The organism is Caballeronia sp. SBC1 (assembly GCF_011493005.1).
Classification (GTDB): Bacteria; Pseudomonadota; Gammaproteobacteria; order Burkholderiales; family Burkholderiaceae; genus Caballeronia.
This window is the reverse complement of sequence record NZ_CP049158.1, coordinates 1,264,923-1,289,674: the sequence shown is the minus strand read 5'-3', so window position 1 is coordinate 1,289,674 and position 24,752 is coordinate 1,264,923. Positions and strand designations below refer to the sequence as shown.

Annotated in this window: 18 protein-coding genes; 7 read left to right on the top strand and 11 right to left on the bottom strand. The window is 61.6% G+C overall.

Annotation, left to right across the window (positions count from 1 at the left end):
• Positions 1–13 precede the first annotated feature (13 nt).
• From SBC1_RS32610 to SBC1_RS32600, 3 genes are all read right to left on the bottom strand, one after another.
• Positions 14–631 carry a UdgX family uracil-DNA binding protein gene (locus tag SBC1_RS32610; RefSeq protein ID WP_165104444.1) on the bottom strand — a complete coding sequence of 206 codons (618 nt, stop codon included), beginning with the start codon at positions 629–631 and terminating at the stop codon, positions 14–16.
• A 7-nt stretch (positions 632–638) separates the two neighbouring features.
• Positions 639–2,174, bottom strand: coding sequence for an FAD-dependent oxidoreductase (locus SBC1_RS32605; protein ID WP_165104443.1), 1,536 nt, complete (start codon positions 2,172–2,174; stop codon positions 639–641).
• Positions 2,175–2,298: 124 nt separating this feature from the next.
• A complete protein-coding gene (locus tag SBC1_RS32600) occupies positions 2,299–3,219 on the bottom strand; it encodes a LysR substrate-binding domain-containing protein (protein ID WP_165104442.1) in 921 nt (306 codons plus the stop codon).
• 107 nt (positions 3,220–3,326) lie between these two features.
• On the opposite strand from SBC1_RS32600, the gene SBC1_RS32595 reads away from it, so the two are divergent.
• Positions 3,327–4,640, top strand: coding sequence for an MFS transporter (locus tag SBC1_RS32595; RefSeq protein WP_165104441.1), 1,314 nt, complete (start codon positions 3,327–3,329; stop codon positions 4,638–4,640).
• 53 nt (positions 4,641–4,693) lie between these two features.
• Here SBC1_RS32595 and SBC1_RS32590 read toward each other — a convergent pair whose 3' ends face one another.
• Positions 4,694–4,996, bottom strand: coding sequence for a helix-turn-helix transcriptional regulator (locus SBC1_RS32590; protein ID WP_165104440.1), 303 nt, complete (start codon positions 4,994–4,996; stop codon positions 4,694–4,696).
• A gap of 298 nt (positions 4,997–5,294) precedes the next feature.
• Between SBC1_RS32590 and SBC1_RS32585 the strand changes: the two genes are divergently transcribed.
• Positions 5,295–6,167: an NAD-dependent protein deacetylase gene (locus tag SBC1_RS32585; protein ID WP_165104928.1), complete on the top strand. Its 873-nt coding sequence runs from the start codon at positions 5,295–5,297 to the stop codon at positions 6,165–6,167.
• 970 nt (positions 6,168–7,137) lie between these two features.
• Here the strand turns inward: SBC1_RS32585 and SBC1_RS32580 are convergent.
• Both SBC1_RS32580 and SBC1_RS40180 read right to left on the bottom strand, forming a co-directional pair.
• Complete coding sequence (locus SBC1_RS32580; RefSeq protein WP_165104439.1) at positions 7,138–7,989, bottom strand: PA4780 family RIO1-like protein kinase; 852 nt, start codon at positions 7,987–7,989, stop codon at positions 7,138–7,140.
• Positions 7,990–8,977: 988 nt separating this feature from the next.
• On the bottom strand, positions 8,978–9,349 hold the full coding sequence (locus SBC1_RS40180; RefSeq protein WP_241202308.1) for a hypothetical protein: 372 nt from the start codon (positions 9,347–9,349) through the stop codon (positions 8,978–8,980).
• Here SBC1_RS40180 and SBC1_RS32575 point away from each other — a divergent pair.
• Positions 9,348–11,015 (top strand): hypothetical protein, encoded by a 1,668-nt coding sequence (locus tag SBC1_RS32575; RefSeq protein ID WP_241202307.1) that lies wholly within the window; start codon positions 9,348–9,350, stop codon positions 11,013–11,015. The genes SBC1_RS40180 and SBC1_RS32575 overlap by 2 nt on opposite strands.
• Before the next feature lie 79 nt (positions 11,016–11,094).
• On the opposite strand, the gene SBC1_RS32570 is transcribed toward SBC1_RS32575, so the two are convergent.
• A complete protein-coding gene (locus tag SBC1_RS32570) occupies positions 11,095–13,200 on the bottom strand; it encodes a phosphocholine-specific phospholipase C (protein ID WP_165104437.1) in 2,106 nt (701 codons plus the stop codon).
• Positions 13,201–14,023: 823 nt separating this feature from the next.
• On the opposite strand from SBC1_RS32570, the gene SBC1_RS32565 reads away from it, so the two are divergent.
• Positions 14,024–14,461, top strand: a complete 438-nt coding sequence (locus SBC1_RS32565; protein ID WP_165104436.1) for a hypothetical protein — start codon at positions 14,024–14,026, stop codon at positions 14,459–14,461.
• 208 nt (positions 14,462–14,669) lie between these two features.
• Positions 14,670–16,499: an FUSC family protein gene (locus tag SBC1_RS32560; RefSeq protein ID WP_165104435.1), complete on the top strand. Its 1,830-nt coding sequence runs from the start codon at positions 14,670–14,672 to the stop codon at positions 16,497–16,499.
• Positions 16,500–16,694: 195 nt separating this feature from the next.
• On the opposite strand, the gene SBC1_RS32555 is transcribed toward SBC1_RS32560, so the two are convergent.
• The 4 genes from SBC1_RS32555 to SBC1_RS32540 form a co-directional block, all read right to left on the bottom strand.
• Positions 16,695–17,666 carry an aldo/keto reductase gene (locus SBC1_RS32555; protein WP_165104434.1) on the bottom strand — a complete coding sequence of 324 codons (972 nt, stop codon included), beginning with the start codon at positions 17,664–17,666 and terminating at the stop codon, positions 16,695–16,697.
• A gap of 88 nt (positions 17,667–17,754) precedes the next feature.
• Entirely contained in the window at positions 17,755–20,676 is a 2,922-nt protein-coding gene (locus SBC1_RS32550; protein ID WP_165104433.1) for an EAL domain-containing protein, read from the bottom strand.
• Between the two features lie 245 nt (positions 20,677–20,921).
• Positions 20,922–22,160 carry an MFS transporter gene (locus SBC1_RS32545; protein WP_165104432.1) on the bottom strand — a complete coding sequence of 413 codons (1,239 nt, stop codon included), beginning with the start codon at positions 22,158–22,160 and terminating at the stop codon, positions 20,922–20,924.
• Positions 22,161–22,296: 136 nt separating this feature from the next.
• Positions 22,297–23,307, bottom strand: a complete 1,011-nt coding sequence (locus tag SBC1_RS32540) for a GlxA family transcriptional regulator (protein WP_165104431.1) — start codon at positions 23,305–23,307, stop codon at positions 22,297–22,299.
• Positions 23,308–23,412: 105 nt separating this feature from the next.
• Between SBC1_RS32540 and SBC1_RS32535 the strand changes: the two genes are divergently transcribed.
• Both SBC1_RS32535 and SBC1_RS32530 read left to right on the top strand, forming a co-directional pair.
• Complete coding sequence (locus SBC1_RS32535; RefSeq protein WP_165104430.1) at positions 23,413–24,096, top strand: DJ-1/PfpI family protein; 684 nt, start codon at positions 23,413–23,415, stop codon at positions 24,094–24,096.
• A 60-nt stretch (positions 24,097–24,156) separates the two neighbouring features.
• Complete coding sequence (locus SBC1_RS32530) at positions 24,157–24,453, top strand: DUF4148 domain-containing protein (protein ID WP_165104429.1); 297 nt, start codon at positions 24,157–24,159, stop codon at positions 24,451–24,453.
• Positions 24,454–24,752: the final 299 nt, after the last annotated feature.

Sequence of the window (24,752 nt, the reverse complement as noted above, 5' to 3'; positions counted from 1 at the left end):
GCATCCCTCCCAGTTATTTAGCGTGTTTCTCAATCAATCGATGGGCATGTTTAAAAGCCTCTACGATCGCGCTATACGCACGCTCGCGCGTCTCGGCATCGGGCGATCGAAGCGCATACGATGGATGAAAGGTCGCGATGACCAGACGCCCGTCGTGTTCGATCGCATCGCCCATTGAAGCCTGCAATTTCACGGTTGATTTTTGCAGCACGGACTTCAACGCGGTCGCACCCAATGCAACAACAACCTTGGGATCGTGTTCCGCCAGTTCCCGTTCGATCCAGTAGTGACACGCGTCCACTTCGCGTTGCGCGGGTGTCTTGTGCAGGCGTCGCTTGCCACGCGGTTCCCACTTGAAATGCTTGACCGCGTTCGTTACATACACCTGGTTGCGGTCCACGCCGGCTTCATCGAGCGCGCTATCCAGCAACGCCCCTGCGGGACCGACAAACGGCTTGCCCTGCAGGTCTTCCTGATCGCCGGGTTGTTCGCCGACAAGCATCAGCAGCGCATGCTGTGGACCCGCACCCGGAACAGCTTGCGTAGCCGCCTCCCACAATAGACAGCGGCGGCATTGTTCGAGGCGCTCCGGTTGCTGGTCGGGGCGAATGCCTATGGGCCGAGTCGCCATGACTGCATCAACGGGCAGCGGCGCTGCGCGCTTGCGCTAGCGTCAGGGTGGCACGCATGGCTTCCGCCAGCCGTGCGGCAGGGGCTTCGCGGTCGCATGCTATGGCCGCTGCAACGTGACCATCCTTCATCAGATAGGCGATGAACGCTTGAGCATCGAGATCACCGTCGATCATCACTTCGTCATGCTCGCTTGCATGGCCGAGATATTCGAGGCGCTTGCCGAAGTGATAGGTCCAGAAATACGGCACGCCCGTGTAATGCTCGTCGCAGCCGGCCATGTTGAGCGCGGCGACACGCGCGTGTTGTTGGGCGACGCGCCAGTGTTCTATGCGGAGCGTTTTGTCCGAGCGCGGCAGGGGGAATTGCGCGATGTCTCCTGCGGCGTAAAGACCGGGTGCAGCGCGCATCGATGAATCCACGGGAATGCCCCCGTCATCTGCCAGCTCGATGCCGTGCAGGAAGCCGGTAGCAGGGCGCACGCCGGTGCCAACGATCACCACGTCTACCGACAATTTTTCGCCGCTATCGAGTTCCACTGCGCTCACGATGTCGTTGCCCAAGAACGCTTTGACTTTGGACTGCATGCGAAAGACCACGCCGTTTTTCTCGTGCAGGCGTTGAAACATCTGGCCGAGTTCATCGCCGAATTGCGAGCCAAGCGGCACCCTTCCCGGCGCGACAACGGTAACGTCCACCCCCCGTTTTCTCAGGGACGAAGCCACTTCCAGCCCGATGAAACTTGCTCCCACGATCAGCGCTTTCCTCGCGCCTTCGAGCGACGCAAGAATCATCTCTGCATCGTCTCGCGACCGCAGCATGAAAATTCCGCGCAGGGTTGAACCAGGCACCTCCATCGGCTTGGGGATGCCCCCTGTGCAGATCAACGCGGCCTCGTAATTCAAGGTGAGCTTGTTAGATAGGTCGATTTGCTTCGTGCCGGCGTCGAGTTTCTCGACGGTCGCTTCAATGCGTTCGATGCGCTGTGTCGAAAGGAAATCGTCGGGCAAAAGCGGGGGAATTTTCTCGGGCGGCATGTCGCCGGCAAGCACGAACTTGCTGAGCGCCGTGCGATCGTAGGGCATGCCGTGCTCGGGTCCGATCAGCACGAGACGGCCATCGAAGCCGGCTTCACGCAGCGTGGCGCAGGCAGCCGCACCCGCCGCGCCCGCACCAATCACAACCATCGTGCGTGTGTCTGCGCTCGGCGTGCGAGCGGGCTCGGTTTGCGCCTGAGGTGAAACCAGCACGTTGCCGTTTTCAATTACTACCGGATAGCGTTTCAAACCGGCCAGTGGTGGCGGCTCGATCAGGCTGCCGTCGGCGAGGGCAAACGTGCCTTTGTGCCATGGACAAACAATGCGTCCATTACATATTGCACCCTGCTCGAGCGGCGCGCCGGCATGGGGGCAATCGGCTGAAAACGCGTGGACCCGGTCGCGTTGCCGGACTAACAGGATTGGGGTGTCGGCAATGCTTACTCGCGTGCCACGATCCTCTCGAAGATCGTCGAATTTCGCTGCTTGCTGCATGGAACCGGGCATGTCGCACTCCCGTCAGTCGTTCTTCAGCCTTCAGCAAAAAGCGGGCCGTCGAGCGTGGACATTGGGCGATGCGTGAATGCCGTTTTGCTTTCTTTTTACAGCGGACGAAACATTGAAGCGCCGCTCACGCCGCGATCCGGCCCAGCGATGCCGACCCGCCGCGTATGGATTGAAGAATGAGCGCCGCGAGCTGCTGCACCGGCGGCGTGGGCGTGGCCGACGCGCGCACGAGCGACAGCGGCAGCGACGGCAGCGCGGGCAATCCCAGATCCTTGCCGTCGAATGCGCTGACGGAAGCGGGCAGGCCATAACGCGTGCGCACGGTAAGTCCAAGGCCCGCCGCCGCGGCGGCCCACAGGCCGGAGAGGCTCGGACTCGTGAACGCCACCCTCCAACGGATATTCGCGCGATCGAGCGCGTCGGTGGCCGCGCTGAAAAACAGGCAAGCCCGATCGAAGGCGACCAGCGGCAGAGGTTCTGATGAATCGGGATTCCACGGCAAGGTTGATGAACCGATCCAGCACATGGCAGGCTCGGCGATCATCTCGTGCCGGGGGCTGCCTGGAAGTTCATGGCCTGACAAGACGGCGTCGTCCCAGATCAATGCCAGGTCGAGGTCGTTCGAATCGATCCGGCTGAGCAGATCCATGTTGCGCGCAACCCGCGCCTCGATCCGCACTTTCGGATGCGCACGCGAGAACCGGCCCAGGACGTCGGGCAACATGACTTCGCCGAAATCCTCTTGCAGCCCGAGCCTGATCCAGCCTTCAAGGTCCGGGCCGCGCACGGCGACAGCGGCTTCGTCGTTGAGATCGACCAGCCTGCGCGCGAATCGCAGCATGGTTTCGCCCGCCTCGGTCAGCGCCAGGTTGCGCCCCGCTTTCTTGAACAGCGGCGCGCCCGACTGCTCCTCCAGTTTCTTGATCTGCGCGCTGACAGCCGAGGTCGAGCGCCCGACGCGGTCCGCCGCCTTTGCGAAGCTTCCCAGCTCCATGCCGACGACGAAGGTCCGCAGCGAAGCGACATCGAAATTGGTCTGCGACATGATTTATCGTCCCGTTTTATCGAATCGTTGATTCAATATTAATTGATATTCAGGATGATGATAAACCACGACACTGAGTCCATCGAAAGCATTTCAGAGAGAAAAGCATGGAAACTCAATGTGTAATCCCCTTGCCGGTAACGGCGCACCGAGATTTGGGCGCGTCGCACCGATGGAAAGTGCTGGGCGTTGGCGTGGCCGCGAACGTCAGCTTTTCCGCTGCCGCCGCGGGCATTCCCACGACCGCCGTCTGGCTGCGCGCGGACTATCACCTCGGCAACGCAGCGCTCGGGCTGGCGCTTGGGGCCATGGGGCTGGGTGTTGCGCTCACGGAGTTGCCGTGGGGTGTCGCGACCGATCGCTGGGGAGACCGGCCCATCTTGCTGACCGGGTTGGCCGCGACCGCTGCCGCGTTGCTATCCATGATGCTGTTCGTCGTGCCGTCGCATGCGGCTGTTCCGAGCTTGCTATGGCTGGTGATATCGATGTGCCTGGTCGGCCTGGTCGGCGGGAGCGTGAACGGATCGAGCGGGCGTGCGGTCATGCGTTGGTTCCAGGAAGGCGAGCGCGGTCTGGCCATGAGCATTCGTCAGACTGCCGTACCGCTTGGCGGCGGGTTGGGCGCGTTGATCCTGCCCTGGCTCGCTTCCACAGGCGGATTCCGCCCGGTCTACGGGGTGCTGGCGGCCATGTGCGCCGTCTCAGGCGTGCTCGCTTGGCTTTGGCTGCATGAGCCGCCGGAGGCGCCTGTCGCAGCGCATGGTGGTTCGAACGCGAGTTCGACTAAGCCGGCCGCGCCTATCCCGGCCGTGCCCGCGGTTAGTCCGCTGCGCGACCGGATGATCTGGCGCGTCGTGGCGGGCATCGGCATTTTGTGCGTTCCGCAGTTCGCGGTGCTGACTTTCGCCACCGTGTTTTTGCATGACTTTGGGCATATCGGCATAGCGGGTATTACCGCGACGATGGTCACCGTCCAGCTCGGCGCGATGATCATGCGCGTAGCAAGCGGCCGTTTCACCGATAAACGCGGCAACCGGCGCGCGTATCTGCGCGGGTCGACGCTGGTCGCGGTCGCGTCTTTCGTGGTGTTGGGCGTTGTGGTGGGGTCGGGTCAGCGGTTGCCAGAAGCGTTGCTGATCGCGCTGATCGCGTTCGCCGGAATCTGCGTGTCTGCGTGGCATGGCGTGGCCTACACTGAACTCGCGACGCTGGCCGGCAAGGACCGCGCGGGTACGGCGCTGGGGATGGTCAATACCGGGGTGTATCTCGGCTTGTTCCTGGCGCCGCTGTGCATTCCGCATTTGCTCGCAATCGGATCATGGGGTGTTGTCTGGCTCGCTGCCGCTGCCTGTGCGCTGGTGGCCTATCCGCTGTTTCCAAAGCCGGTGAAGTCCGCGAAGCTCGTGGCGCGGGTGTCGTGACGGGGTTTGTTCATGGGTTTGGTCACGGGCTCAGTCAGTTCGGGGAGGGCGGTTTATCGTGTTCTCCCACTTTCGCCGGCTTCCCATAACCGCCGATACGGATCGAACCATTCACTGGCATCTTTCAGGGCTGCTGCAGCGAGCCGGCATGGGCGGCGTTGCGCGTCACGCTCGCGCACGATCAGCCCGGCATGCTCGAGCACCCTGAGATGCTTGGATACGGCGGCGAGGGTCATGTCAAACGGCTCGGCAAGCTCCGACACCGATGCCTCGCCTCGGGCAAGCCGCGCAAGGATTGCTCGCCGGGTCGGATCGGCGAGCGCCGCGAAAGTCGAGTTGAGGAGGTCGGTGGTCACGCATGCGCCTGGTGGTTCGTGAGGTCAGCGGATCGGTAGCCAGTGGCACTGGGTATGGTCGAAACAGATGGCCGGAATGTCAAGTTACGGAAGGGGCCTGGGCGTGGCGGCATGCGCGCGTTATTCGTCTACAAGTTAGAGACTCTATTTTGTAAATACAGTCTAAAGCGCATGTCTCGACGATCCAGATCCTCACTGTGGTGCGAACCCTGCCGCTGGGCGCTGTGTGCCTTATCATGCGCTGCCGTACCGATCCGCGCTCCAGCAGAAAAAGCGTGTTGCCGCTACTATTCCGAAGATGAAAAATCTGCCGGACTACGCGTCTCGAACGCTTTCAAACCCTCTTTTCGATTTCGTCGAACGGCATCCGCGGCTGTTCGTTTTGTCCGGTGCGGGAATTAGTACGGAATCCGGAATACCTTGCTATCGGGATACCGAGGGGCAGCGTACGGGTCGAGCGCCTATTTTGCTGAAAGACTTCTTGGGCTCGGAGTTTGCGCGGAAACGCTATTGGGCGCGCAGCATGATTGGCTGGCCGTTGGTCGCGGGCGCCGTACCGAATGCCGCGCATCTCGCGGTAGCGCGGCTCGAGCGCCTCGGCCTGTTCGAAAGGCTTGTCACGCAAAACGTCGATGGACTGCATACGAGCGCGGGCAATACGGACGTGATCGAATTGCACGGCAATATTGGCCGGGTGCGGTGCATGGAATGCGGCGACGATACTTCACGCGCCGCGCTCCAGCCGCGACTTATCGCCAATAACCCGAGCTTCGTCGGCCTGGCTGCGTTGCCGGTGGCGGATGGCGACGCGCAACTCGAAGGTTACGATTTCGACGCTTTCCATGCGCCGTCCTGTGCCCGCTGCGGCGGCTTGCTCAAGCCGGATGTGGTGTTTTTCGGCGAAGGCGTGCCGCGGGCCCGTGTGGATGCGGCGGCCGCGGCGCTCGAAGAGGCCGATGCCATGCTCGTGCTCGGTTCGTCGCTAATGGTGTATTCGGGATTTCGCTTTTGCGAGTGGGCGAGGCGCGCCGGCAAGCCGATCGCGGCGGTCAATCTTGGCAAGACGCGGGCCGACGCACTATTGCAACTGAAGGTCGAAGCGACGTGCGGGCCGACGCTCGACGCGCTGGCGAGTGACTTGGTTTTTGCTCGCGATGGTGGACGGGGTTGATGCTGGGGTGCACAGGTTTTGGGGTTAGCGGTCGGGGTCAGTGCCGGGTTGCCAGGTTCCTGCGTTGGCGGTCTGAGTCAGTGCCGGGTTGCTGTTCTCGGCCTTAGTGGTCTGCATGAGTCGGATTTTCTCTTTATCACTATTAGCCACTGTGCGTGGCGGCACGTCATTTCTTTGTCCAAAGCGACAAAGAAACGAAGCAAAGAAAACGCTTTCAAACCACGCTACCCTAAGTGTCCACAGCGTGCAGTTTTCATTCATAGGTGCCCCAAAAGCACGGTGCTCGCCAGAGCCACGGATGTGTGAAACCCTCCTTCTCCGAACACGGATACCCACACGCTTCGCCACCAGTGACTGAACCTGCCCAAGGATCACCCCGCGCTATCCGCGGACACCCCCACCGAATAGGTACGCACAACGAATCACGTCGCCACCCCGCCTCCGAACGAGACCGAAAAAATCCATGAGGCCGTAACCAACAAATGTATTCTTTCCTACCACGCTAACCAAGCAGCTAACCTGTTAAGGACCGTAGTAAGAGATGCGCGTGATGCCGTGCGGGGTTCCATGGCAATGGTGCTTGCCCGAGAGCGTTGGGGGCGAAGCGTGTTCGTGTAAGGATTCGCGAGAGGGAGGGGTTCACACATTCGTGGCTCTGGCGAGCAGCGTGCTTTTGGGGTACCACATACGCTTAGCTTGCACGCTGTGGACACTTACGTGCCTGCGTTTTGAAAGCGTTTTCTTTGCTTCGTTTCTTTGTCGCTTTGGACAAAGAAATGACGCGCCGCCACGCGCAGTGGCTAATAGTGATAAAGAGAATATCCGACTCACGCGGACCGCTAAGGCCGAAAGCAGCAACCCGGCACTGACCCCGACCGCTAACCCCAGAACCTGGCGACCCGGCAATGACCCCGACCCGCCAGCCCCGAAATCGCCCCCAAAAACCCCCGTCCACCGGCGCGAGCAAACCCTATTGGTCGAGTTCCTGCTCGCGTCTCACCCGCGCGTCCTCTTCGAGCCGAATGTCTTCAATTTCCTGCATCACAGCTTCGAGATCCACCGGCGTGGTGTCGACTTCCACGTGACCCGTGAGCTTTGTATCGATGGAAAGCAGACCCGCTTCGTACAGCGCCCACATTTCCTTGCCGTAGCTCGCCTTCAGCAATTCGGGCGCGAACTGCCCGAAGTAGGTCGCGAGGTTATCGACGTCACGTTGAAGCATGGCCGCCGCTTCGTTATTGCCGGCGGCATCCACCGCCTGCGGCAAGTCGATGATCACCGGACCGTCAGCGGCCAGCAGGATGTTGTATTCGGACAGATCGCCGTGAATCATGCCGGCGCACAACATGCGCACGACTTGACTCAGCAGCAGTTCATGCAGCTCGAGCGCGCGCGCGTGGCTCATGTCCACGTCATTCAGACGCGGCGCGACGTCGCCCTGGGCATCTACCACCAGTTCCATCAGCAACACGCCATCCGTGCAGATGTACGGTTGCGGCACACGCACGCCAGCATTGGCGAGCCGGAACAGCGCGTCGACCTCGGCGTTCTGCCACGCTTCTTCCTGCATCTGGCGGCCGTAGCGCGTGCCTTTTTCCATCGCACGCGCTTGACGGCTGTTTTTCACCGTGCGGCCTTCGCGGTACGAAGCCGCTTGCCGAAAGCTGCGCTGCTTCGCGTCTTTATAGACTTTCGCGCAACGGGTGGAGTCGCCGCTTCGCACGACATAGACGGTCGCTTCCTTGCCGCTCATCAACTGGCCGATCACTTCATCGATCAAACCTTCTTCCAGCAGCGGCAGCAGCCTTTTTGGGGTTTTCATACGGCCACCGCAAAGGGGAGGGCTTCGCGGAAGCCGCAAAGGGGGTGGCAGGCGGGGAGGCAGGAAATTGGAATCATGGCGGATTATAAAGGCAACGCGGATTTGCCCGGGCAGAACCGGTTGCACGCGCTCGGGGACCGGTTTCCACCCGCTCTTTCACGCAGGCAACGCTGGGCTGAAAGAGCCCGTGCGAGGTTCCGGTTCAAAGGGCCCGTGCGGCATACCGTTCCAGCTTGTTGCAGCTTGTTCTTGTCTCGTCGTCGCCTGGTCGAATGCAAATCAGCCACGCTGGCTTTGCAAGCAAGGGCAACGCACGTCTCTCGACCCTCCCACGGCTTATTCACCCAGCGGGCACGCGCTATTGGATGTCTTGCTTACAGGCCAGGTGCTTCGCCAGATCAGGAATTTAAAGCGAATTTCCAAATGATTTTCCGTACAGATTGTTTATTCCTTCGTGTGAGCTGATTCCCAGGATTGCACCCGGCCGATTCCGCCATCAAGGCCTCTTCCCAGCATTGAGAATCCGGCCCAATACGTGTCTCGAGCGCTGACAAAAAAATGCTTCTATTTTGATACGCGTCTGTGGGGAGTCAACTTGTTATTCATCTAATCAATCCCTTAATACATCGCTATTTGTGACAGTACAACCCTTATAAGCGTTTTTATCAATGTTATTTAATCAGACAATATTCGAAATTACCGATTAATAATCAGACGTTACAACGTGTTACGTCTTTTTTACTGTCTTAAAACGTTTCGTCTGTGTAACATTCATTCCCACCAGTAAGGCAGAACAACCGTTCTTTTTAGTCGCGGCGTTTTGGCGGATTTTGCCAGCGACCCTGCCAGCCCTTCCTCCTGTTCAATCGTTACCGAGTGCCTCCAGGGCGCTTGGGGGAGAGGTTTGCCCGTTTCAGGTCCATCGCTACGATCAGGCAACCATTCAAATGAAAAAACACCCTTTACACCCTTTACTCAGTTATTCAATCTATTCAGTTGCGCTAGCGTTGGCGGCATGCGGTGGCGGAGGGTCCAGCGACCCCGCCAACTCCAGTTCGACCGCGGCGGCGACCAGCGGCGGCGCGGGGACGACCGCGAGCGCATCGAGCACTTCAAGTGCATCAAGCGGGTCCGGCGGGACTGCCGCGAGCACGTCGGGAACAACAGCCGGTACGACGGCAAGCACTGCCGCGGGCACCACGGGTTCGACCGGGGCGGCAAGCCCCGCTGCTGTTGTTTCGCCCTCCGTGGTCGCGAGCGCCGCGTTGCGCATGACATGCGCGTCGCCGGTCACGGCCACGAGTTCGTCATCCAGCGGCGTCATTACAGCCGACACGCCGAGCACCGACGGCACGCGCATGTTCGCCTCGGGCAGCACGTTCCCGATCGCGATTACCGCCAGCCCGTCGGCCGCAGACACCCTCGCGTGGTCCGTCAGCGACAGCCTCGGCAACACCGTAGCCAGCGGCAGTTTCCCCGCGCCGGCCGGTTCCAGCACCACGACGCTCAGTTGTTCGTCGACGCTGGCCGGTTACTTCGCGATCTCGGCGACCCTCGCCAAGGCCGGCGGCTCTGTCCAGACGGCCGGTACGCGCCCGACCGGCATAGCTACCTTTGGCGTGCTGCCTAACGTGACAGCGACCTTGCCCGCGCCGACCTATGCGCACCAGGAGCAGCATCGGTTCGGGATGCAGGGGTTCAATGGCTGGACCGCGATGCTCAATGCGCTGGGCATTACGTCGACCATCGATGACCGGGAACTGTCGGCCACGGAGCCAAACGGACCGAACACCTGGACTCCGACTGCCACCACGACCGACAGCGGTTATGCGTCGGGCCAGATCATGCGCCTCGTTCGGCTCGACGGGATTCCCGCGTGGGACAGCCCGACCGGTGCCTTCAACGACAGCTCGTATCTGCCCAACGACCAGGCGGGATACCAGGCGTACATGAGCCTCGTCGGCACGGAAACCGAAGCGATGCGGCAGAAATACCTGCCCGCGATGGCCAAAAATTACTACCAGGTGACCTGGGAGCCGAACCAGTTCTGGCTGGATACGAACGCAAATTTCGTACAGCTATACAAACTGGTTTATACCGGCCTCCACGCGACTGATCCGAATGCCGTCGTCATGGGTCCCACCGACGCGTTTCCGGCGCTCACCACGCAGCGCCTGCAAACCATGGCGCCGCTGGGTCTGGCCCAGTATCTGGACGGCATCGCGACGCATGGTTATTACGATGCAGGCACGTCGCCGTCGCATCCGCCCGAGCGTCTTGCGACTGACCCGAGTCCCGCCAACGCCGCGAACGCGCTGATGAACGAGATGCGCGGCCTGCGCCAGGAAATGCAGAAGGACTATAAGCCGGGCATGAAGTTGTTCGTGACGGAAACGGGGATCAGCTACGACCTCGGGACGTCGTACGGTCCCAACTATCCGACCTCGAATGTCCTGTTCGCACAGGGCGCGGTGGTGGCGCGCACGCACATCATCATGCTTGGCGAAGGGGCTGACCAGACCTACGTGTTCTACGGCGCCGACTATCCTTCCGAACCGGGTTACGGCACCTTCTTCGACCTGGCTGATCCGCAGGGCGCGTACGGCGCGACGAACGTGAGTCCGAAGCCGGCAGCGCTGGCGATCGCGGCAATGACGCGTGTGCTTGACGGCACGACCACGCTCGGGCCGGTGAACGGCACGCCGTCGGGTGTCTACGCCTATGGATTCCAGCAGCGCGGAACGGGCATTCCGATTACCGCACTGTGGACCCACAACAACGCGGTGTGGAGCGCGAGCACCGGCTTCAGCCAGACCTATAGCGTGAGCTACAACCTGACCGTCGACGCGGCAGGAACGAGCGGCACGGTGCAGGTGCTGGACTGGATGGGCAACGCATCGACGGTGGCTTACAACAACGGGGTGGTCGCACTGAACCTGACTGAGATGCCGATGTACGTGGTGTCGAAGAATGCGAGCGTCGCGCAATCGAACTCGACGGTGCCTCTGGGGTATCTGGGTACCTGAAGCTTGGGGTTGTGTGCTGAATGAAAAAACGCTGCTGCGAGCTCTCTCGCAGCAGCGTTTTTTATTGAAACCGCCGGTTTCAGCTTCCGAGCGCCGGGTCAGACATGCTGCTGTTGCCGGTTTCCACGTGTCCTGCGAGACGCCGCACGAAGGTGGTGTCCGAGGCAATGGTGACGCTCAGGTCGTACCAGCCATACGACCCGCGCAGGTCGAGATAGAGGCTTTCGGTATCGCCCCCTCGCACTTGACGTGTGATGACCGTGCCGGGCGTGTAGGCGTTCGCTACGCTGAACTGGCAACTCGCCGTGCCCAGGTTCTTCAGGCGCAATTGCAGGTTGCCGTTGGCGACGTCGTAACCCTCGGCGACTTCCGGCAGCGCCTGCTTGTCGTTCCACCATTGCTGCTGGACCGCGGTGCCGGTAAAGCGGCGCAGGAAGCCGTTCGGACCGTACACGATGAAGTCGTAGGTATGGGTCGCGGTCAACGGGAATTGATCCTGCAGGCGTTTACCGGCTTCAACGGTATAGCAGCTCGGCGCGGTCTGGCTGTTGGCCGTGTACACGAGGAAGGTCGCGCCAGCATTGCCTGTGTTGATGAAGTCGAAGGTGACGCCTTTGCCCGTATTCGTGTGGGCGTGAACAAAGAACTCGTAGGGCAACGCGCGGGCGGGACGCACGCCAGGTTCCTGTTTCGGGATGGCCTGAACTGCGGGCGGTACCGGCACATAGTCAGGATGACGAATCTGTTGCGTGGGGGCGTAGCCGCTCGTGTCCGGCAAGCTCGGAAATGTGGCATTCGGGTTCTTGAAATTGAATGCGGACGTCAGGTCGCCGCAGATCGCCCGGCGCCACGGCGTGATGTTCGGTTCGGTAACGTTTGCGCGCGACCCAAAACGCTTTTCAATAAATTGAATCACCGAGGTATGGTCGAACAGTTCCGAGCAAACATAACCGCCTTTCGACCAGGGCGAGACAACCAGCATTGGCACCCGTGTTCCAAGACCGTACGGGCCCGCCTGATAGGTGCTGCTGCCCGGGAAGATTTCATTGACGGTGCTGACCGTGGATTTGCCGTTGGCGGGGGAAGAGGGCGGGAACGGCGGCACGACGTGATCGAAGAAACCGTCGTTTTCGTCGTAGTTGATCAGCAGCACCGTCTTGCTCCACACCGCCGGATTCGAGGTCAGGATCTGCAGCACCTGGTCCACGTACCACGCGCCATAGTTAGCCGGCCAGTTCGGATGCTCGGAGAACGCTTCGGGCGCGACGATCCATGAGACCTGCGGCAGCGCGTTATTCTGCACGTCGCGCTTGAGGATGTCGAAATAACCGTCGCCGGCTGCTGCGTTCGTGCCGGTGCGCGCCTTGTCATACAGCGGATTGCCGGGCTGCGCATTGCGATACTGATTCAGGTAGAGCAGGGAGTTGTCGCCATAGTTGCCAATGTACGCGTCGCTGGTCCAGCCCCACGAACCGTTTGCGTCGAGCCCGGTGCCGATGTCCTGATAGATCTTCCACGAGATATTCGCGCTCTCAAGCACTTCCGGATACGACGACCAGCTGTAACCCAGCTCCGCATTGTCGATCACCGGGCCGCCGCCGTTGCCGTCGTTGCCCACCCAGCCGGTCCACATGTAATAGCGGTTCGGGTCCGTCGATGAGTTGATCGAGCAGTGGTACGCGTCGCAAATGGTGAAGGCGTCGGCGAGCTGGTAGTGGAACGGAATGTCCTGGCGCGTGAGATACGCCATCGTGGTCGTGCCTTTGTAGGGCACCCACTGATCGTAACGGCCCTGGTCGTAAGCGCCTTTACCCGAGGTCCAGTCGTGCGGCAGATCCTGGATGAACTGGTTGCCGAGATCGGGCGCGCTGGGGCGGAACGGCAGCACTTCGCCGAGTCCCGCAGCAATGGGCTGGTTGAACACGGACTGACCATTCGGAAGCTGCACGGCGCGGGTATCGCCAAAACCGCGCACGCCCTGGAGCGTGCCGAAGTAATGATCGAAGGAGCGGTTTTCCTGCATCAGCACGACAATATGCTCAACGTCCTTGATGCTGCCGTGCTGGTTATTGGCGGGTATGGCGAGTGCATTGCGGATGCCGGCCGGCACGATACCTAGTGCGGTGGCGGAACCGGCTGCCTGTGCGGCAGCCCTGAGAAAGTCACGTCGGCTTTTTAAGTTCATGGGTCTCTGTCGGTCGTGGGGGGAAGGCTTGATCGAGCTCGCCGGCCGCTTTCATGTCGCTTGTGTGTCAGTCCGCCTCGTGAATAACGGGGGGCAACAAAGGATCGGAAGCGGCGGCGGGCGCAGGGGCTTGGGTAAGACTGGACGTCGCTGTTGCCGGTTGGGTTTGCTGCAAGGCCCAGCGTTGTATATCCGACGATCCCGGCAATGCAGATGCATCGGACTGCTGAGTGAAAGAAGATGAGGAAGACGAGGAAGCGGGTGACGACGGGGAAACTGAGGACTGCTCCGGCGTGGACGCCGCGGGTTGATCGTGGTCACCGCATGCAGCGAGCATTGTGCACACGAGCACGGCGCCGGACAGCCAGTCAACACTAACTAATCTGCTGAGCACAGCGTCCTCTGCACGGTTTGCATGATGGCGCCATGCGCATGCGGATGGCGTCGGGAAAGAGCAAGCCAGAGGATAGAAATTACACGTGTAGGATTTATTAAATGATTGAAATAACATCCATATCGTAATTAAAACGTAATTAATATGTTTGATTAAAGTATGGAATATTAAGCAAGGGGAGAGGGTGTGCCGTCGGGGGATATTGGTTATGAAAAATTCGTTAAAGCTTACGATTTACATGCCGTAAAGAAGTGGGCAGAGGCAGCTGATCGACTGTCACTGGCTGTCATCCGTTGTCCCGCAACGGCGACTCCTGCGTGCTCGACGAGGAACGCCGGCCGGACCATAACAACATGGTTGCGGTCCGGTCGTGCCAGATTCAGTTGATCCAAAACGCATCTGGCCGACCGGACGACACAGGAGAACACGATGTTCAGCGATACGGCGCAGCGGGTCTTGCAACTGAGCGACTACGCGGTGCGCCTTGCCGCCGCGCGTGACTGGAGCTACGCGCTTGCACGTGAAGTCGAGAAGTCGCAAGCCACCCTGAACGGGGTGGCCCAGGATCCCGCAAGCGATGCCGCCCTTTGCCGCTATGCGGCCGACGCACTTGAATCCTTGTGCGAGAACCTGGTGCGGCTGTGCGCGCTGACCGACCAGGCGTCGGCGAATGCCCAAGCGCTTGCGGCCTTGCCCCTGAAATTTTTCTCCGATAACGAAGGCGCCGCTGACGACCTCGAAGCCGCGGTCTTGTCGCTGGCTGAGGCAACGTCGACTGCTGAAACCCAGCTTGCCGAACTGGCGCAAGTGGTGGCGGAGGCGTGCGGCGCCGTCAATGAAATGCGGCGGCCTGCCCAAATCGGGTAAACCCCGGTCCAGGAATTTTGACACGGTAGTATGCGGGTATACGCGAAGCGGCAACACGCTTCGCGTGCGTTGCATGCATTACGTTGGTCCGGCGATCCCGGTCGAACGTTTTGCCCGACGCACCAAACAAGAGGGTTTGCCGCGAGGCGGACTCGTCGTATCGGAACCGGCCACGAGCCGCTGCCGACACTTGTCCCGGGTATTACACATGTCCATTGCCGCTTCCCTATGCTCCGTCGCGCGAGGTTTCCACCGCGTGCGTGACCACCGGTCCACCAACCGTGGCGCTGTCTCCCCTTCGTCTCGTCTGCTCACCCGCCTGCTCGGCTCCGATCCTGGCCTCCTGCGTTTTCACACCGCGCTTCGCAGTGCGTTTGCCTGCTTGCTGACAGGTGCTGTGACGATCGGCTGGACGGTGCATACGCATCGGGCGCCGACCCTTGCCGCGTTCGCGTTGCTGTTCGCGATGGTCGCGCCGCTGTTTCTCCGCGATGCCACGCAGCGTGGCTGGTTCAGGTCCCTTGCTGTGATCTATGGCGCGGGGTCTGCGAGTCTGATCGCGGCGAGTGCGCTGGCGCCCTGGCCGCTCGTGGCGGATGCCGGATTCCTTGCCGTGCTGTTCGCGGCGATGCTGGTTCAGGCATGTGGTCCGCGCGCGCTTGGCGGCGCAATGATGGCAGTTGTTTCGTTCTACCTAGGGCTTTATCTCCATCCGACGTTGGCGCATGTGTTCACGATGCTCGGGTTGTCGGCGATCGCGCTCGTTAGCGTGGCATTCACCGGTCGCGTGCTGGTGCCGACCCGGCCTGACGCTACATTGCGTCGCGCGCTGACCGCGGTGATGCAACGTGCCACGACCGTGCTCGCCGATCGTCGTGCTGATGAACCCGGCGCCATGGGTCATCTGTCGCTGTTGAACGAAGCAGCGCTCGCCGTTGAAGAGCAGCTTGGACTGCTCGATTTTTCGGGTGCACAGCGACTGCGGGCGTGCCTGATCGATGTCGAGGTTGCGGCGGCCCAGCACGCTGTGGATTCGAGCCGGCTTGATCGAAGCGATGTTCGTTTGCGGGTTGCGCTTCGGCGTTTGTCGCGTGCGGGCCGTGACGCGGTGGCGTCGACTGCGCGCGCGGCGAACACAGGCGTGAAGCGGGCAACCGGCGCTGCATTCGTTTGGCGCGATACGCTTTCCTGGCTGCCCGCCTGCCGCGCGACGACAGCCGCGCTGATCGCCATGCTGATCGGACATTCGGTGTCGCCGGAGCGATGGTTCTGGGCGGTCATTACGACCTTCGTGGTGTTCCTCGGGACGCGCTCGCGCGGCGACACGATCCGCAAGACCGGCGAGCGCGTGCTTGGCACGCTTGCGGGCGTGGCGGTCAGCGCAGCGCTTGTGAGCGCGCTTCATGGAACGCCCTGGTTGCTGGTGGCCGCGATGCTCGCGTGTGTGTTCGGCTGGGCGTATTTCATCCTCACCGCATATGGACAGGGTGTGTTTTTCATCACCGTGCTGGTCGGGCTCATCTATGGCGAGTTGGGCTTTGCTATTGGGCCGCTGATTGAAATGCGCGTGGAGGAAGTGTTCGTTGGCTGCATTGTGTCGATAGCCGTAGCGGTATCGATGATGCCGCTGCGCACGTCGGATCACGTCGATGTCAAAGTGACCGGCGTGCTTGATGCCCTCGACGAGGTTTTGCGGGTTTGCACTACGAGCGTTGATGGGATTGGGCTCCATCCGCTTGACGTCGTGCGCACGCTCGATCGGCGCTGGCACGAGTTGCGCGTCGCACTGCGGCCGTTGCAAACGCAGCGGGTGTTCGCTTGGAACACGCAGATGGAACTTGCGGTCGGGCCGTTGTTTGCGTGCGTTCAGGCGGCGCGCGAACTGGCGCGCGAGACGGCACGAGGCGCGTCGGCTGCGGCAACTGATGAAGCCCGCGTACGCCTCACCGGCGCGTTGGCGTTGTTTGCGGCGCGGTCTGGGCGGAACGCGGGGGGCTCGGACGCGGCGGTTGTACGGGAGTTGGTTGCTGCGCAGTAAAGTTGGTGCCGAGGCGCCAGGTTCCAGGGTTAGCGGTCGGGGGGGCAGTGATGGGTTGCTGCCACGCTCAGTGGCTAATAGTGATAAAGAGAAATACGACTCTCGCAGACCACCAAGGCCGAAAGCAGCAACCCGGCAGCAACCCCGACCGCTAGCCCAACCCTCCGTCCACCGGCGCGAGCGAAAACCCCATTCTCAGGCGACCGCCGCCGCAATTCTCTGCTTCATCAATTGATCTGGATAACTACCGAATCCGGCGCGCACATTGTCCCGCATGTACTCAGGCCGCCCGGTCCCGGGAATCACACAGGTCACCGCCGGATGGGCGAGCACGAACTTGAGCAGCAGTTGCGCCCAGGTCGTGCACCCGATCTCCGTGCTCCACTCGGGCACCTGCTGTCCCTTGAGTTTGCCCAGCAAGCCACCACCGCCGAACGGCTGATTCACGATCACGCCAATCCCGCGTTCCCTCGCAAGCGGCAGCAAGCGTTCTTCGGCGGCGCGATCATCGGCAGCGTAGTTGATCTGGACAAAGTCGAGTGTTTCCGAGCGCATCACGGCTTCCACGTCGGCAAACGCGCCCGACGTGTAATGCGTGATACCAAGATAGCGAATCCGTCCCTGCGCTTTCCATTCACGCAGCGTCTCAAGCTGCGTGCGCCAGTCGAGCAGGTTGTGAACCTGCATCAGGTCAATACGGGGTTGCTGTAGACGCCGCATCGACTCTTCCATTTGTGCAACGCCCGCTTCACGGCCTTCGGTCCATACCTTGGTCGCGACAAACGCGCGGCCATGCCCGCCAATGCGCGTCAGCACCGCCCCGGCAACCGCCTCCGACGACCCATACATCGGTGATGAATCGATGACCGAACCACCGTTGTCGAATAAAACGCGCAGCACCTCTGCGAGCGCGGCTTGCGCCTCTGGGTTGTCGCCTACGTCGAAGGTGCGCCAGGTGCCGCAACCGACCACCGGCAGCGCTTCGCCCGTGGACGGAATAGGGCGCGTGTTCATGTGCGGCAGCGGCCCGCCGGTGGCGGGCGGCGTTTGCGCGAAGCTCGCAGGCAGGCACGAAGGCAGGCACAAAGGCACGCTCAAAGGCAGCAGCGCGCTGCCGGCGGCAAGGAGGAGGCGTCGACGGCGGGCGTCGGCGGAAGTGGGGCGCATGGGCAGCCTCGCCGTGTCGGATCAGCTCACAGAATAGGCGAAGTCACGAAGGCGCGTAGAGTGAGTGCCCCACTCAGCGATCAAACCCTCACGGCTCTTGTGTCAGCGCCTGCAAGCGCGGCGCGAGCGTGGTCAGCAAGAGTTCATCCAGTGGCATAGGCTGGGCGAAGTAATACCCCTGAGCCTGCGCGGCACCCATCTCCCGGAGCATCGCGAGCGTGGCGGCGTCTTCCACGCCTTCCGCCACGAGCGTCAGGTCCAGCGACTCGGCCATCCGCACGATTGCCCGTACGATATCGCGGCTGCGCGGGCTGGTAGTCAGCTCGAAGATAAACGACCGGTCGATTTTCAGGCCGCTGAAGCGGTACTGATGCACATAACTCAACGACGAAAATCCAGCGCCGAAGTCGTCGAGTACCACCGACATGCCGTGATCGGCGAGACGTTGCATTGAACGCCTGGCCAGATCGGGCTCGGCCACCAGCGCGCCTTCCGTCAGTTCGAGGCAAATCCGCGAGGGCGCGACGCCGTGGCGCGCGAGCAGGGCGAGGACGTCGTCGGCGAACTCCGGACGCGTCATGCTGTAGCTCGAACAGTTCACATGCACCGGCGGCCAGTCAGCGTGTTGCGGCTGCGCGAGGATTACCGCGACGCGTGTGAGCATGTAGAGATCGAGCCGCCCGATCAGGCGCAAGCCTTCCACCGCCGGCAAGAATTCGCCCGGCGTGATGACGCGGCCGTCGGGCTGGCGCCATCGGATCAACGCTTCCAGCGCCACTAGCCGGCCGCTGTTCACGCAAACAATAGGCTGGAAATACGGCACCAGTTCGTCGTCGCGCTTGAGCGCATTGCGCAACGCACCTTCGCGCTCAACCTGATCGGACACCTCGCGGCGCAGCGCATGGTTGAACACAACAAAACTGTCGCGGCCGCCGTTCTTCACGCGATACATCGCGGTATCGGCATCGCGCAGGAGATCGGCCGGCTCGCTGTGAAACTGGCTGTCAGGACCGACAATACCAATGCTGCACGATGAAAACACGACGTGGTCGTCTATATGAAACGGCAGGTCGAACGCCGCCAGGATCCGTTCCGCGATCGCCACGGCAGTGTCCAGCGGCGCACCCGGTGACAGCACCGCGAACTCGTCGCCGCCGAGGCGCGCGAGCAGGTCGTCGTCGCGCAGGCAGCTGCGCAGACGGGTCGCCGCCTGCACCAGCAGCATGTCGCCGAAATGATGACCGAGACTGTCGTTCACCACCTTGAAGCGGTCGAGGTCGATAAACATCACGGCCAATTGCTTGCCTTCACCATGATGATCGAGCCATGCGTCCCCCAGCCGCTGCAACAAGTAGCTGCGGTTTGGCAGCCCGGTCAGCGCGTCGTGCGAATTCTCGTGCTGCAGCCGGGCATTGGCGAGATCAAGCTCACGCGTACGGTTCTGCACGCGCTCCTCTAACTCATGGTTGGCCGCATGCAGCGCTTCGGCGGCGCTGCGTCGCGAAAGGGCGGTATCGATATGGCGCGAGACGAACGTCAGCAGTTCCTGGTCGCGCAGCGAGTAACGCACGCGTGTGGAATAGCTTTGCACGGCGAGCACGCCGCGCACGACATCGCCGTCGAACAGCGGAATGCCCAGCCACGAACGCAGCTTGATGCTCTCGCCCGAGCGTTCTATTTCACCACTGTCTACGAGCCGCGTGGCTTCGGCGAGGTCAATCAGGCAGGGACGGCGTTGCCTGATCACATACTCGGTCAGCCCGCGCCGGTTACGTCGTGGCGTGGGATGGTGGTTCAGCAGTTCATCGACGTAATAAGGGAAGGACACGGTCGCGGTCGACCTGTCGACCAGCGCGATGTAGAAGTTTTGCGCGTACAGCAACTCGCCGACAATCCCGTGCAGGCTCTGGAAAAACTCCATCATGTCGCCGTGCCGGCTCGACAATTCGGCGATCTGGAACAACGCCCCCTGCAGGTGTTCGGCCCGTTTGCGTTCCGCGATCTCCTGCCTTAACGCGCGATTTAGTTCGGATAACTCAGCAGTTCGGCGCGATACCGTTTCTTCCAGATCGTCGCGATGCAGGATCCGGTCGAGCGCCATTGCCACGTGCCGGGCGACGACCAGGAAAAGCGCACGGTCCTCCACGCTGTAGACTCGCGAGACGTCGTACACCTGCATGGCGATCATGCCGAAGACTTCGTCGGAGGCGTTCTTGAGCGGCGCGCCCATCCAGAATTCGGGGCGATCTCCCACGCAAAAGAAGCGGCCTTCCTGCTCGGCGGCGCGCATCCCGGCAGCGTCTATCAGAAGTGGCTGGCCTGTGGTCAGCACCTGGCCCGTGAGCGACAGGCGTGACGGATCGAGCGTGTCGCAGGTCGCGCATTCGAGCGCGGAGGTATCGATCACGTCGACGTAATACGGGTACGTGATCCCGCCGCTCGCCGAGTCGTAAAGCGCGAGATAGAAATTTTCCGCGTCGATCAGCGTGGCGAGTTGCTGATGTACGCCGAGCAGGAACGCTGATCGTTCGCGCATGGAGCTCGCGAGATAGGCGATTTCGTAGAGTACGCGCTGGGTGTTTTGCGCGCGCGCCAGCGCGTCGGTCTGCAGGGCTTCACCCAGGCTGCGGGCAAGGTTGGCAAGCGTAAGGTTTCCCGCGTGGCTGGCGGGCGCGAGCAGCCAGCCGAGAATGCTTTCTCCGCTGCCCGTTGGCCAGAGGCACAGACGCTGGGCCGTGCAATAGGCGTGGAAGGTGTCAGCGGTGAGAACGCAGGGCCAGCTTTGAGCGGCATCGCCCTGACTCGCGAGGTGCAGGTCAACGCCTGCCTGATACCACGCCCACGCGGTCGTATCGACTTGAGCGCGGGCATTGCGCAACAGCGAATCGACGGAACTGTACGCGTGGGTCCGCTGCACCGGCTCAATGATCGGGCGAGCGACATTCGCAGCGGTTTCGTCGCTGCTGTCGTCGGCCATTGGTGTGGCAGGATTCGCGGGAAAGACGTTCATCGGCGCTCCGAGCCAAAGGGTGCCCCGGCTCCTGATTCAATCTCGTTCGATGTCGTTTCTGTGTCGTTGTTACCTACTCTTCATCCGGACACTGGAGGGATTGAAAATGCCCGTTCCTTCGTTTGTGCGCGCACGTAGCTCATTACTATAACGGCAGCACAGCCTGGGGCTTGAGGGTTTTCGTGAGGATCAGCCAGTCCTTTGCTTCTACGTGCGCGTTCAATGCAGTGCATTGCAAGCACCCGTCACGCGCCTGACGAACCGCACACCGTCGCAGGACCGGACGTCAATGAGCGCCGCTCCACCGCTACGGAAACACCGAGCAACACGATCCCGCCACACGCAAGCAGCGCACCGGTCCAGCCCGTGGCCTCGAGTCCGAAACCCATCGCGACCACTACGCCGCCCGCCCACGCACCCAGCGCATTGGCAATGTTGAAGGCTGAATGATTGAGCGCGGCCGCGACGGTCTGGGCGTCGCCGGCCACGTCCATCAGACGCGTCTGCACGGCTGGCACCACGGCTATGCCGAGTCCCATTGCGAACAGGTTGAGCGTGGCCGTCCATTCGTTGGCCGAAGAATACGCGAACGCCGCCAGCGCGGCGGCATTCCAGATCAGCATGCCGAAGATGGTCCAGAGCCGTGACTTGTCGGCCAGCACGCCGCCAATCAGGCTGCCCGCCGTCATGCCGACCCCCAGCGCGCCGAGCAACAGCGGCACACGCCAGGGCGCCACGTGGGTCACGTTCAGCAACGTTGGCGTAATGTAGGTGTACACCGCAAACAGTCCGCCGAAGCCGACCGCGATCACCGAGAGCGTCAGCCAGACTTGCAGGCGCCTGAACACGCCAAGCTCACGGCGTGGCGTGGCGCCGCCCGCGTGAATGGGCGGAAGAAAGATGCGTACGCCAATCATCGTAAGAATACCGAGCGTGCCGACAAGCAAAAAATCCGCACGCCAGCCGAGCCATTGACCGAGCCAGGTCGCGAGCGGCACGCCGAAAATATTGGCGATTGTCAGGCCGAGCATCACGCGCCCGACCGCCCGCGCGCGCCGGTCGGGCGGCACCAGCGAGGCCGCCGTCAACGCCGCTACACCGAAATACGCGCCATGCGGCACGCCGGAAATAAAGCGCGCGATCAGCAGCAGCGGGTAATTCGGCGCGAGCGCGCTGAGCAGATTGCCGAACGCGAACATCAGCATCAGCCCGATCAACATCGCGCGGCGCGGGATCTTCGCGAAGAAAATGGTGATGAGCGGCGCGCCGATCACCACGCCCAACGCATACGCGCTGATGATGTGGCCCATGGTGGGCAGCGATGTACCGAGGCCGTTCGCGATTACCGGAAGGATGGTCATGGACGCGAACTCACCCGTGCCGATAGCCAGGCCCCCGACGGCGAGTGCGAGTTCGGCGGGACCCGCGCCATAGGGCGCGATCACGCGCGTGAGCGGGTCGTTGGGGACATCGATAATGGACATTGAGGAAAAATTGTGAAATGTGAACGAAGCGCAATGCAGCATTATCGCGAAAGAATTAATCTTCCGCATCCGCAAAGGCTCGAACGGCCGTGCTGAATCGCGTTGCTGCGCTGCCGTAGTGTTCAGTCCTGCGTGACTATCGTGTGGGCTGACCCGTTGTTTCTTCGATCTCGTCACCTGCCGAGAAACGTTCACGGTAAGCCTGCGGTGTGACACCCATTGAACGCAGGAAGCTGCGTCGCATGGTTTCCTCCGATCCAAACCCGCAGCGCGCGGCGACCCTTTTGACCGGAAACGATGTGTCGCCAAGCAGGCGACGCGCAGCTTCCAGCCGTAATTGATCGATGGCGCGTGCCGGCGTGATCCCCGTTTGCGCCCGATAGTGGCGCACGAAGCTACGCTCGCTCATGCCCGTGTGTTCGGCCAGTGTCGCGATCGACAGGTCGGCCGCCATGTTTTCGGCTATCCACGCGTGCAGGTCGCCAAAGCGATCGCCGGCTTTTTGCAACGACAACGTTGCGCTGAACTGCGCCTGGCCGCCCGGCCGCTTGAGGAACACCACCAGTTCGCGCGCTACATCGAGCGCGAGCGCGCTCCCGAGATCGTCCTCGATCAATGCAAGCGCGAGATCAATGCCGGCTGTCACGCCCGCCGATGTCCATACCGCGCCGTCGCGGATAAAAATGGGCGCAGGGTCCACGTGGACGGCCGGATAACGCTGCCCGAGGTGTTCGCAATGCGCCCAGTGCGTGACCGCGCGGCGCTCGTCGAGCAAGCCCGCGGCGGCCAGTAAAAACGCGCCCGTGCATACCGATGCCACCCGCCGGCACCGTGCCGCGCGCTCCCTGACCCAAGCCACTTGCGCCAAATCTTTCGATGCCGCATGCACGCCGCGTCCGCCGGCGACGATCAGCGTGTCTGTCGTTTGTTGAGCGGTAGGCAAGGGCTGAGCAATCAGGCCGAGACCCGCGGTGCTTTGAATCTCCCCCGCGGCTGCAGCGACAACACGCGCTACGTAAGGTGCGTCGGCTCCGCGCGCTAACGAGAGTTCATTGGCGGAGGCGAAGGCCTGGAGCGGTCCGGCGACGTCGAGCAACTGGACGTCTGAAAACGCGAGGATGTCGATACGGCGTGAAGTGTTGCTCATGGGTTTGAAACCGAGGTTGGCGTGAAACGAGGGTTGATTGTCAATTTCGCCAAAGCGTAGCAAGGTATCGTCAGTGCGTCCACTTCCTTTTAAAGGTTCATCGCCATGACGTTGCATATCGGGTTCCTCGTTTTTCCACGCGTTCAGCAACTGGACCTGACCGGTCCGCATGACGTGTTCGCTTCGGTGCCGGGCGCGACGGTCCACCTGATTGGAAAAACCCTTGATCCGGTCAGCGCGAGCAGTGGTCTCGTCCTGACGCCCACCATGACTTACGCTGACTGCCCTGCGCTCGATGTCTTGTGCGTGCCGGGCGGAGTGGGTGTCGGCGAGTTGATGGAGGACGACATCACGCTCGATTTCATCAGGCGGCAGGCTGCACAGGCCCGCTTTGTCACATCGGTGTGTACCGGGGCGCTGGTCCTGGGAGCGGCTGGTTTGCTACACGGACGGCGGGCGACCACGCACTGGGCGGCCCATCATTTCCTGGAAAGCTTCGGCGCCATTCCCGTGAAAGAGCGCGTTGTTCAGGATGGCAATCTGATGACGGGCGGTGGCGTGACGGCGGGCATCGATTTTGCGTTGACGCTGCTCATCGGCTTGATCGGTGAAACCGAAGCGCAGGCAATTCAGCTTCAACTGGAATATGCGCCCGCACCGCCCTTTAATTCAGGTACACCCGACACCGCGCCGAAGGCGGTGGTGGATCTGGTGTGGAATCGCGGTGAAGCAGGGCGCGCTCAGCGCACTGCAATCGTTGAACGCGCAGCAGCGCGATTGAATAGGTAGCAGGCCCGGCGTAGTGCCGATGCGCTCGGGCGTGCTTGCTTCTTACAGGAGGCGGATGCCATGCCACGCGTACGGGTTGCATCGATCACGGTTCTTGCCTCGCTCGGCATAGTGCTAGGCGCGGCATCCGATGCATTTTCACAGAGCACGGATACAACGCCGGCAGCGCCATCGCCAGCGTCGCCAACGCTTAAGCAGATGCAGAAAGCGCAACGCAAAGCCGATAGAAAAGCGGCACGAGCGAAGAATACGGCAGAACTGAGTAAATTGGAGAAGAACGGCTATAACCCGGCGGACGATCGTAGCGATTACCCGGATAACTTGCGCCGCGCGCAGGAGAAGGCGAACGGGCAGTAAATTCGGCGGGGCTGCTCTTTATGCCGTGATCTTCCCAGGCACACGTGATGCTGTGGAAGTAACGACGGCTCAAAGACAGCTTGGCAGGCATTCGCGACGGCCTACATTTGCCCGCTCGTGCCGACGCCTGTGTTGCCGCTCGCCGAGAGCGCGATCCCCATCGACTTGCACTTGAGCATCACGGCTCAGTCGATAGGAGGCTTGCAGAACGCGAAGACAGAACGCGAAGACGCCGATCATGACCATTCCAGCGGGATAGGTATGCGCGGGTCTGCAACGAGGCGTTGACGCGGAGTGTG

Excerpts from the sequence above, each read along its gene's own strand:
- SBC1_RS32580 (WP_165104439.1), bottom strand. The coding sequence starts at position 7,989 with ATGAAAACCCCAAAAAGGCTGCTGCCGCTGCTGGAAGAAGGTTTGATC.
- SBC1_RS32575 (WP_241202307.1), top strand. The coding sequence starts at position 9,348 with ATGTTCGCCTCGGGCAGCACGTTCCCGATCGCGATTACCGCCAGCCCG.
- SBC1_RS32545 (WP_165104432.1), bottom strand. The coding sequence starts at position 22,160 with ATGTCCATTATCGATGTCCCCAACGACCCGCTCACGCGCGTGATCGCG.
- SBC1_RS32595 (WP_165104441.1), top strand. The coding sequence starts at position 3,327 with ATGGAAACTCAATGTGTAATCCCCTTGCCGGTAACGGCGCACCGAGAT.
- SBC1_RS32565 (WP_165104436.1), top strand. The coding sequence starts at position 14,024 with ATGTTCAGCGATACGGCGCAGCGGGTCTTGCAACTGAGCGACTACGCG.
- SBC1_RS32610 (WP_165104444.1), bottom strand. The coding sequence starts at position 631 with ATGGCGACTCGGCCCATAGGCATTCGCCCCGACCAGCAACCGGAGCGC.
- SBC1_RS32530 (WP_165104429.1), top strand. The coding sequence starts at position 24,157 with ATGCCACGCGTACGGGTTGCATCGATCACGGTTCTTGCCTCGCTCGGC.
- SBC1_RS32555 (WP_165104434.1), bottom strand. The coding sequence starts at position 17,666 with ATGCGCCCCACTTCCGCCGACGCCCGCCGTCGACGCCTCCTCCTTGCC.
- SBC1_RS32605 (WP_165104443.1), bottom strand. The coding sequence starts at position 2,174 with ATGCCCGGTTCCATGCAGCAAGCAGCGAAATTCGACGATCTTCGAGAG.
- SBC1_RS32550 (WP_165104433.1), bottom strand. The coding sequence starts at position 20,676 with ATGAACGTCTTTCCCGCGAATCCTGCCACACCAATGGCCGACGACAGC.
- SBC1_RS40180 (WP_241202308.1), bottom strand. The coding sequence starts at position 9,349 with ATGCGCGTGCCGTCGGTGCTCGGCGTGTCGGCTGTAATGACGCCGCTG.
- SBC1_RS32535 (WP_165104430.1), top strand. The coding sequence starts at position 23,413 with ATGACGTTGCATATCGGGTTCCTCGTTTTTCCACGCGTTCAGCAACTG.
- SBC1_RS32570 (WP_165104437.1), bottom strand. The coding sequence starts at position 13,200 with ATGAACTTAAAAAGCCGACGTGACTTTCTCAGGGCTGCCGCACAGGCA.
- SBC1_RS32540 (WP_165104431.1), bottom strand. The coding sequence starts at position 23,307 with ATGAGCAACACTTCACGCCGTATCGACATCCTCGCGTTTTCAGACGTC.
- SBC1_RS32560 (WP_165104435.1), top strand. The coding sequence starts at position 14,670 with ATGTCCATTGCCGCTTCCCTATGCTCCGTCGCGCGAGGTTTCCACCGC.
- SBC1_RS32600 (WP_165104442.1), bottom strand. The coding sequence starts at position 3,219 with ATGTCGCAGACCAATTTCGATGTCGCTTCGCTGCGGACCTTCGTCGTC.
- SBC1_RS32585 (WP_165104928.1), top strand. The coding sequence starts at position 5,295 with ATGAAAAATCTGCCGGACTACGCGTCTCGAACGCTTTCAAACCCTCTT.